The following is a 9,141-nucleotide window of genomic DNA, read 5'->3' on the forward strand; positions in this document are numbered from 1 at the left end:
CAGTTCCAGTTCTATGAGGCGGCGTGCAAGCAATCCGGCTGGAAGGGGCCGCTGCATCGCTGCAGCTTCTATGGCAACAAGAAGGTGGGCGAAAAGATGAACGCCATGCTGGAGATGGGCGCGTCCAGGCCCTGGCCCGATGCGTTGCAAGCCTTCACCGGCAGCCGCGAAATGAGCGGCAAGCCCATGCTGCGCTACTTCGCACCGCTGACGGCCTGGCTGCAAAAGCAGAACAAGGGCAAGACCTGCGGCTGGTGATGTGATGGGAGTGAGGGGCGTGGTGATGCGTCTCTCACTCAAATCTCAGTTACCTTCCCCCCTCCGTTCGTGTCGAGCGAAGCCGAGACACGGCAGCGCCAGGCCAGCGTGTATCGACTTCGCTCTACACGAACGGTTTAGAGCAATCGGTGCGTGCCCCCTCAAAACGTCGCCGTGGCCGCGACCGCCAGGTACTTTGCATCCTTGTCCCTGGCACCGGGCGCGGTCTTCAGAAAGCGTCCGCGTGCCAGCCAGAGTGCATCGATCTCACCGCGCAGAAAGCCGGGGACCAGCCAGTATCGCACGCGGCCTTCCAGTTGTTGACCGGCAAAGCGCCCGCTGCGGCCACTGGGATCGCGCACCCCGGTGCCGGAAAACGCGTCGAAGCGGTCCGCCAGCCATAGCCCGCGATAGGCGGCGAACATGTCCAGCCGCTTGCCCGGTGCGGCCTCCACCCGGATACCGGGCGTCATGATGTTGCTGCGGAGCAGGCCGTTGAAGATGCCTGCCGGAGCCAGATCGGCGCGGCGCATGCCGAACAGCGTGTCGAACCGGCCATAGCGCCCACCGCGACCATCACCGCTGGCGTAGTCGAATTCGGCGGAGAGGCGCAGTTTCGCAGCGCCGGGGAAGCTGTATCCCGCATCGGCATGGACGAACCACGCGCTCACCGCCTGCCGCGCCGCCGATGGAGCCAGGCTCGCCCGAATCGAACCGGTCTGGTAGATGCCCTCAAGCTCGAAGTCCCAGAGGGCGGGCTTGGGATCACGGATCAGCCGCGCTCCGACCGTGGTCAGATCGCGGTTGCGTGTGGGTAGCGCCAGGCTGTCACGCTCTTGCAGCCGAAAGAAACCAAGCTCCGCCGTCGCCCCCGCCAGTGTTCGTGGATGTGCAATCAGGCCGCCCCACAGCCGCAGGTCCAGGCTCTCCCGGTCCATCTGCACTTTCCCGCGCCGAAGTGCCGGAGCGTCGTCCGGCAGGCGGTACTGCGGCAGGGTATAGATGAAGGTGCCCGTCGTCCCATCGGCCAGCGTCATGTCGGCGCGAACGCCGGTGTAGCTGTTGGTGGTGTTGCGATAGTCATCGGCGGCGACCAGGCGGCGAGAGCCCAGGTTCAGCATCATCCGCCCCACCATCACTTGCGCCTTGGTGCCCCGGCCCAGCGCCTGGCCCAGGTCCGCGCCGACATACGCCTGCACCAGTTCCAGCGCGTTCACTTCGCTGGTCGTTACCGGGCTGCCCGGTCTGTCGAGAGTGATGCGGCTGTCATAGACTTCCGCGCCGATCCGGATGCCATGCGCGTGATACTCGGCCGCGAGGGTTGTGCGCAGCGCCATTTCCTCGTCATCGGATCGGTAGATCGGTCTCGGTGCGCCTGCGATCGTCTCGTACCGCAAACGCACGCTGCCTGAGAGGGTGAAATCATCGGGCGCGCCGATGGCGGCTTGCAACGTGGGGGCCTTGGCGCAAACGCCCGCCGGCAGCAATGCGGCGATCAGCGCGCCGGTAGACAAGGGGAAACGGCGCATCGGGACAAGCTCCATCGACCGGCACCGCCGGCGGAAGAAGCAACGCTTGAGCGCGCGCTGCGCTTGTCCGGGAGGTTGCATCGCCCCGGTGCGCGCGCCGCTAGCATTGTTACGAAGCGTTGCCAACCGGCCCGATGGCCCTGGAAGGCACCTGCTGCAAAGTGCTGCCGGGGGAACATGGGTTACGCCGAAGCGTCTGCTCCTGCATACTATGGGGTCGACGCTGATATGATTGCTTCCGACGTTTTCCAGAAGATCGATCTGGAGCTTCATCCCGATCCCGCCCGCACGGTGATCCGGCCATTCAGTTTCGAATATCCCAAGGCGTTCGCCGATGGCAGGCCCACGCGGCAGCAGGCGGTGCTGGAACGGCTGCGCGGCCTGGACCCGGAGGTGCGGCAGCACATGCTGGATCATATCGCCGGCCCGATGCACCAGCGCCATCGCAATGCCGATGCGGTGTTCCTGCGCCAAGTCGACGCGCTTGCCGATCAGATGCCGGAAATCTGCGACTTGAGCCATGAGGACAAGCTGATCGCGGGCGCTTATTTCAGCCAGGAATACGCCTTCGAATCCGCCGCGCTGTTCAATCCCAGTATCGTGCGCATTCCCGGCGAGCAGGGCCTCAGCGACGACGGCCAGTTGCGCTTCATCCTGTCCCTGCGAGGCATCGGGGAGGGGCATATTTCGTCCGTCACCTTCCGCGCCGGAACATGGGACGGCGGCACCAGGATCACGATCGATCCGGTCAGCCCGAACTGCGTCCCGCCGCGCGTGGAGAACGACAGCGAGGGCGGCTGGGTGCGGCTGATCTGCGAGGACAGCCAGGATATCTCTGAAACCGTCGTCTTCCCCATCCTGCCCAGCCAGCGCCAGGGTGTGGAAGACTTGCGCATGGTGCCGTTCCGCGATGCCGAGGGTGTGGAGACGGTGATCGGCACGTACACCGCGTTCGATGGCAAGTCGGTCCGCCAGGAACTGCTGCGCGGGATAGACTTGCGCCGCTTCGACATGCGCCCGCTGACCGGTGCCATGACGGGCTACAAGGGCATGGCGCTGTTCCCGCGCCAGATCGACGGACAATTCGTGATGCTCGGCCGCCAGGACAGCGAGAGCATCTGGCTGCTGCGCTCGGACGATCTTTACACCTGGGAAGAGGGCCAGCCGATCATGGCGCCCAAGTACCCGTGGGAATTCGTGCAGATCGGTAATTGCGGATCACCCATCGAAATCGACGAAGGTTGGCTGGTGTTCACCCACGGTGTCGGCCTGGTGCGCGGCTATGCGATCGGCGCATGCCTGCTGGACAAGCACGACCCCTCCCGCGTCCTTGCCCGCACCCGCTCCCCGCTGATCTACCCCAGCGCCGAACATCGCGGCGGCTATGTGCCCAACGTTACCTACAGCTGCGGGGCGCTGGTGGAAGGCCGCCGCATACTGCTGCCATACGCCGTCGCCGACGAATACACCGCCTTCGCCACCGCCTGCGTGGATGACGTATTGGCGGTGATGGAGGAGGCGTAAAGGGGGGCGGTCGGGCGTTCCCTATTCCTGTAGAGAATTCTTGTCAGACACATTGTTAGCCGGAATACTATCCCACTCACCGGGGGGTAGAATCTTGAAGCTGATCTTGAAATATGCGGTGACGGCTATGTCTGTCGCGTCAGTCCTAGGCGGTGCGCGGGCAGCTGAAGCGCCGCCGCTCGATGCTTATGGGGAATTGTCTCAGTTCGAGGACGCGGCCATCTCGCCCGATGGTTCGCTGACGGCTGCGGTTGTGCGGATCAAAGGCGAGCGTCGGATCGTCGCCATCGATGGTCAGGACAAGCCCTTCGTCAATATCTCGGCCGGACCGGGCAAGGTGCGCAGCATTCAATGGGCGGATGATAAGACGGTTCTGCTGACGACCACGTCGACAGTGCCGGTATTTGGCTTCACCGCTGACAAGTACGAACTGACCGGCACTATCATTCTGGCGATGAAGCCGGGCGGTGTTTCCGGCTCCGTCTTTGCCAACACAGATTCGGTGGCGCGCACTACGCGCGGGCAATATGGTATCCGATCGATCGACGGCCGCACTGTGGGCTTTTTCGGCGGGATCGCCCTGCAGATGGGCGGTTCGGGGCGGTACATGGAGCATGGCCGCACGACCCTCTATGGCGTTGATCTGTCCACCAATAGGGCACGGGCCGTCGCTCCGCCCCCCGGAGAGGATCACTTCCGCGACTGGTTGATCGATACCTCGGGCAAGGTAGGCGCGATGCTCGATGTATCCGAAATTGACGGAGGTTGGCGGATTACGGGCACGAAGTCCAAGGAACTGGCGCGCGGCACCATGCCAACGGGTGATATCAGCCTGATCTCGTTCGGGCATGACGGCAGCAGTGTGATTTATCAGACCGCAGACGACCAGCACGGCCAGCGTTGGTTCGAAGTGCCCATAATGGGCGGGGATGCAAAGGAGATCGTTCCCGGTATCGCGATCGATCGGGTGTTCGTCGACAAGGTCACCGGACGTCTGCAGGGTTACCGGACGGACGGCGACACTCCGGTCACGGTGATGAGTGACCCGGCCCAGCAGCAGGCGCTGACGGCGATTTTCCGCGCGTTCAAGGGGCTCAACACCCAACTGATGGATTACACGCCGAACTTCTCCAAGGTTCTGGTGCGGACATCAGGGAATGGCGATAGCGGCACATGGTACCGAGTGGACGTGGCCGGTAAGCACGCCGAGCCTATCGGTTACGAGCGTCTTCGGATTGCACCGGAGCAGGTCGGCCCGATTTCGCTCGTCCTCTATGAGGCGCAGGATGGGTTGGCGTTGAACGGTGTACTGACTTTGCCACCTGGAATACCGGCCAAGAACCTGCCCGTCATCATGCTGCCCCACGGTGGGCCGGCGGCGCACGATACGGTGCAGTTCGACTGGATCGCGCAGGCATTTGCCTCTCGCGGCTACGCGGTGTTTCAGCCTAATTTCCGCGGCTCGACCGGCGGTTCCTATAGCTTGCGTCGCGCTGGCGATGGCGAGTGGGGCCGCAAGATGCAGACCGATATCTCCGATGGGCTTTCCGCGCTGGCGGCAAAAGGCATCGTCGATCCCAAGCGGGCCTGTATCGTCGGTGCCAGCTATGGCGGCTATGCGGCGCTGGCCGGTGTCACGCTGCAACACGGGATATACCGATGCGCCGTGGCCGTGGCCGGGATTTCCGATCTCGGTTTAATGTACAACACGGATACTCGTGAGAGTGGCGGCTCCAAGATGCTGAGCCGCGCCCTGAAGCGGCAACTGGGTGAACCGAAGGGCTTTTCGGCGGTATCACCCCGCAAGTTTGCGGCCGGAGCGGATGGCCCGATCATGTTGATCCACGGCAAGGATGATACCGTGGTGGACTACGGCCAAAGCCGGGTGATGGCCGATGCCTTGAAGGACAACGGCAAGCCGTTCGAGCTCATCACCCTTCAGGGTGAGGACCACTGGCTTTCGAAGGAGGAAACCCGCAAGCGCATGCTTACCGAGAGCATGCGCTTCGTTCAAAAATACAATCCACCGAACTGAGTTTCGCTGGCGGGGCCCGAGCAGCGATCCCGGGGAGATACGCCCCGGGGGACACGGTTATCCTCCGAACGGCACCGTCAGCAGGTAGAAGATCGCGCCCACGGCGGCGGAGGCGGGGATGGTGATGATCCAGGCCATGACCACGCTTTGCGCCACGCCCCAGCGGACGGCGGAGGTGCGGCGTGCGACGCCCGAGCCGATGATGCAGCCGGTGATCGTATGGGTGGTCGAGACCGGGATGCCCAGCAGCGATGCGGTGAACACCACGATCGAGCCGGACATCGAGGCGCAGAAGCCCTGGTGCTGGCTGAGCTTGGTGATGCGGCTGCCCATCGTCTCGATGATCTTCCAGCCGCCGGTCATGGTGCCCAGCGCGATGGCGACGTAGCAGCAGATCGCCACCCAATGCGGCACCTCGAACTTGCCGCTGTAATAGCCGGTGGAATAGAGCAGCACGGTGATGATGCCCATCGTCTTTTGCGCGTCGTTCAAGCCGTGGCTCAGCGAATAGGCGGCAGATGACACCAGGTGCAGCACGCGGAAGGACTTGTCCGCCACGCGGTTGGTGGAGCGGGCGAAAAGCCAGCTTGTCAGCAGCATCAGGGCCATTGCGATCATCATGCCCAGCAGCGGCGAGAGGACGATGGCGATCAGCGTCTTGTTGAGGCCGGACCATTGCACGCCGGTCAACCCGGCATGGGCGACGCCCGCGCCGATCAGTCCGCCGACCAGCGCGTGGCTGCTGGACGAGGGGATGCCCTTCAGCCAGGTGACGACGTTCCAGAACATGGCGCCGATCAGCGCGCCGAAGATCACCGATGGCGTGATCAGGTCCTTGGCGATCAGCCCCCCGCCGATAGTCTCGGCCACTTTGTGCAAGGCGGGGAACATCAGCGTCAGGAAATAGGCGGCGAAGTTGAAGAAGGCGGCGAACAGCACCGCCGCGACCGGGCCGAGCAGACGGGTGGCGACGACGGTGGCGATCGAGTTGGCGGCATCGTGCAGGCCGTTCAGATAATCGAACGCAAGCGCGACGACGATCAGGCCGACCAGCAGCGGCAGGGCAAGTTCATGCATGGCGGCAGCCCTCAGGCGTGATCGATGACGACGCCGTCGATCTCGTTGGCGACATCCTCCAGCGCGTCGGTGATCCGCTCCAACTGGTTGAAGATCTCGCGGCGGACGATGAAGCCCATCGGGTTGGTTTCGCCAAAAGCCTGGTAGGCGCGCTTGACGCCAGACGCGTGGATATCGTCGGCGTGGCCTTCCATGCGGACCAGCCGCTCGGTCAGTTCGTGCAGGCGCTTGCCGTTCTTGCCGACATCACGCAGCAGCGGCACAGCTTCTGCCAGCACACGGCTGCTGTCGACGATGAGGGCGACCATGTCGCGCATTTCCTGGTCGAAATCGCTGAAATCATACAAGTCGATGGCCGAAGCCGCGCCGTTCATCCGATCGATGGCATCGTCTATCGAACTGACCAGCCGGGTGATGGCGCTGCGATCGAACGGGGTCAGGAAGGTGCGGCGCACCAGGCTCAGCACTTCGCGGATGATCTCGTCCGCGTCGTGTTCGCGTTCCTTGATCTCGCGGATGTGATCCTGCCGCCCGCGTCCATCTGAGAACAGACGGGCAAGGGCATCGGCACCGGCGACGACCGTGGCCACGTGCGCCTCGAACAGGTCGAAGAAGTTGGCCTTTTGCGGCAGCAGCTTCTGAAACCAACCAAACATGCGGCTTATCCCTGTTTTTTGGGCAACGGTGCCCAGCATCGTGGTGCGCGCCGTAGCGGCGCGAAATTCGGTAGTGTCGAACGATCGGATCAGATCGCCCAGATCCGCTTCGTCCACATTGTTCGCCGCTTCGCCAAGCGTGAACCAGCGGCGTTCGCGTTCATGCGCTTCCTTCCACTCAGGCAGTTCCTGCTGGACGGCCAGCGGGAACACCTCGACGTCGACCATCAGCGCCGCCCCGTTTCCGCGCCGCTTGCGATAGCGGTACGATCCCAGCGGCGTGGGGCAGGCCCATCCGGTGACACCGGCTTCCTCTTCCGCTTCCAGTGCGGCAGCCGCGTGACGGCTTACGCCGGACATGGAATTGCCTTTGGGTATCACCCAGCGGCGCGTGCCCCGCGACGTGACGAGCAGAACCCGGACGGGACCATCGGCTCCGTCCTCGAAGCGGTAGGGAAGGGCAGCTATCTGGCGAATTCTTCAACACTCCATGCGCGATGGCGCGCTCGTGTGACGGTTGTGTGACGCTCGTCAAGCCGAGGCGGGGGATTTTGCCCCACCGGGGGACTTTGCGTGCGGCCAAGGCTCACCGGAATGGGGGCTCGATGAAGGCGCGCAGCTTGCGCGAATGAAGCCTTGCACCCTGGTCGCGCAGCAGTTCGCACGTGCGCACGCCGATCGCCAGGTGGGCGCCGATCGCTTCTTCATAGAACCGGTTCGCCTGCCCCGGCAGCTTCAGTTCGCCGTGCAGCGGCTTGTCAGAGACGCACAGCAAGGTGCCGTAAGGCACGCGAAAGCGGAAACCTTGCGCGCTGATGGTGGCGCTTTCCATGTCGATGCCGATCGCGCGGCTCTGGCTGAAGCGGCGAGCGGAATGGGTGTAGCGCAGTTCCCAGTTGCGATCGTCGGTGGTGACGATCGTGCCGGTGCGCATCCGTTTCTTGAGGTCCGCGCCGCCGGTGCCGCTGACGCTTTCGGCGGCCTCCGCCAGTGCCTGCTGCACTTCGGCGATGGCGGGAAGCGGAATTTCCGGCGGCAGCACCGGATCTAGCACATGATCGTCGCGCAGGTAGGCGTGCGCCAGCACATAGTCGCCGATGCGCTGCGATTCGCGAAGGCCCCCGCAGTGGCCGATCATCAGCCACGCCTCTGGGCGCAGCACCGCGAGGTGGTCGGTGATTGTCTTGGCGTTGGAAGGGCCGACGCCGATGTTGACCAGGGTGATGCCGGACCGGTCCTCTCGGATCAGGTGATAGGCGGGCATCTGATGCCGGCGCCATGCCGTATCCGAAAGGCGCGCGCGGGCGTTGTCGGTGGGTGTGTCCAGGTAGAGCCCGCCAGCGCCTGACAACGCGATATAGTCGTTTTGGCCGACCTGCTTGCCCGCCCAGTCCACGAATTCATCGACATAGCGGTGGTAGTTTGTGAAAAGGATGTACTGCTGGCAATGCTCAACGCTGGTGCCGGTGTAGTGCGCCAGGCGCGCCAGGCTGAAATCGGTGCGCAATCCATCGAACAGGGCAAGGGGGAGCGGATCGCCTGGTGCGTTGCGATCGATGGCGTCGGCGATCTCGTCACCGATCATCGCCAGTTCCGTCGTCGGGAAATGTGCGGCCAGTTCGGCCGGCGTCACCGCGCCGATCGCCAGACCGTCCAGCACATACGGAAACGGTATCTCCTGCGCCGAGCGGACGACGCTGACGTCGATCACGTATTCCTGCTCCAGCAGAGCCAGCTGCTCGGCCAGGTAATCCGCAAAGAGATGCGGGCGAGTGACGGTGGTGACGTAAGTGCCGCGCCCTGGCAGCCGACCAAACGCGCGTGATGAGGCAGAGCCATGCTCGTGTCCCTCATACGTGACGCGAAGTTCGGGATAGGACCATAGCCGGTCGGCGCGGCGGTCTGACGGGGGGAGAGTGCCGTCTTTGATGAAGGCGGCGATATCGGCCTTCAACGTGGAGACGGCGGCTTCGTAAACGCGGACCAATTCCGCGAGGGTTTCTTGAACGCTATGCATCTTGCACGCTTACGGAAATGGTGTGGCAATGCAAGGGCAGTGCGC

The 9,141-nt window shown here is 63.7% G+C and carries 7 protein-coding genes; 3 read left to right on the top strand and 4 right to left on the bottom strand.

Features of this window, described 5'->3' with window-relative positions; genetic code table 11:
* On the top strand, positions 1–258 hold a 258-nt coding region (locus ACHWRX_RS13000), incomplete at its 5' end, for a M2 family metallopeptidase (protein WP_394659506.1).
* A gap of 161 nt (positions 259–419) precedes the next feature.
* On the opposite strand, the gene ACHWRX_RS13005 is transcribed toward ACHWRX_RS13000, so the two are convergent.
* The gene (locus ACHWRX_RS13005; protein WP_394659507.1) at positions 420–1,787 is read right to left on the bottom strand and encodes an alginate export family protein; all 1,368 of its coding nucleotides are present in this window, start codon (positions 1,785–1,787) and stop codon (positions 420–422) included.
* 228 nt (positions 1,788–2,015) lie between these two features.
* Between ACHWRX_RS13005 and ACHWRX_RS13010 the strand changes: the two genes are divergently transcribed.
* Positions 2,016–3,311, top strand: a complete 1,296-nt coding sequence (locus ACHWRX_RS13010; RefSeq protein WP_394659508.1) for a glycoside hydrolase family 130 protein — start codon at positions 2,016–2,018, stop codon at positions 3,309–3,311.
* A 94-nt stretch (positions 3,312–3,405) separates the two neighbouring features.
* On the top strand, positions 3,406–5,346 hold the full coding sequence (locus ACHWRX_RS13015) for an alpha/beta hydrolase family protein (RefSeq protein WP_394659509.1): 1,941 nt from the start codon (positions 3,406–3,408) through the stop codon (positions 5,344–5,346).
* Between the two features lie 57 nt (positions 5,347–5,403).
* Here the strand turns inward: ACHWRX_RS13015 and ACHWRX_RS13020 are convergent, their stop codons facing one another.
* The 3 genes from ACHWRX_RS13020 to ACHWRX_RS13030 form a co-directional block, all read right to left on the bottom strand.
* Positions 5,404–6,423 carry an inorganic phosphate transporter gene (locus ACHWRX_RS13020; RefSeq protein WP_058736851.1) on the bottom strand — a complete coding sequence of 340 codons (1,020 nt, stop codon included), beginning with the start codon at positions 6,421–6,423 and terminating at the stop codon, positions 5,404–5,406.
* A gap of 11 nt (positions 6,424–6,434) precedes the next feature.
* Positions 6,435–7,556, bottom strand: a complete 1,122-nt coding sequence (locus ACHWRX_RS13025; protein WP_082668019.1) for a DUF47 family protein — start codon at positions 7,554–7,556, stop codon at positions 6,435–6,437.
* A gap of 109 nt (positions 7,557–7,665) precedes the next feature.
* Positions 7,666–9,096, bottom strand: a complete 1,431-nt coding sequence (locus tag ACHWRX_RS13030; RefSeq protein ID WP_394659510.1) for an AMP nucleosidase — start codon at positions 9,094–9,096, stop codon at positions 7,666–7,668.
* Positions 9,097–9,141: the final 45 nt, after the last annotated feature.

The organism is uncultured Novosphingobium sp. (genome assembly GCF_964277725.1).
Classification (GTDB): Bacteria; Pseudomonadota; Alphaproteobacteria; order Sphingomonadales; family Sphingomonadaceae; genus Novosphingobium; species Novosphingobium fluoreni.

Excerpts from the sequence above, each read along its gene's own strand:
- ACHWRX_RS13005 (WP_394659507.1), bottom strand. The coding sequence starts at position 1,787 with ATGCGCCGTTTCCCCTTGTCTACCGGCGCGCTGATCGCCGCATTGCTG.
- ACHWRX_RS13010 (WP_394659508.1), top strand. The coding sequence starts at position 2,016 with ATGATTGCTTCCGACGTTTTCCAGAAGATCGATCTGGAGCTTCATCCC.
- ACHWRX_RS13020 (WP_058736851.1), bottom strand. The coding sequence starts at position 6,423 with ATGCATGAACTTGCCCTGCCGCTGCTGGTCGGCCTGATCGTCGTCGCG.
- ACHWRX_RS13030 (WP_394659510.1), bottom strand. The coding sequence starts at position 9,096 with ATGCATAGCGTTCAAGAAACCCTCGCGGAATTGGTCCGCGTTTACGAA.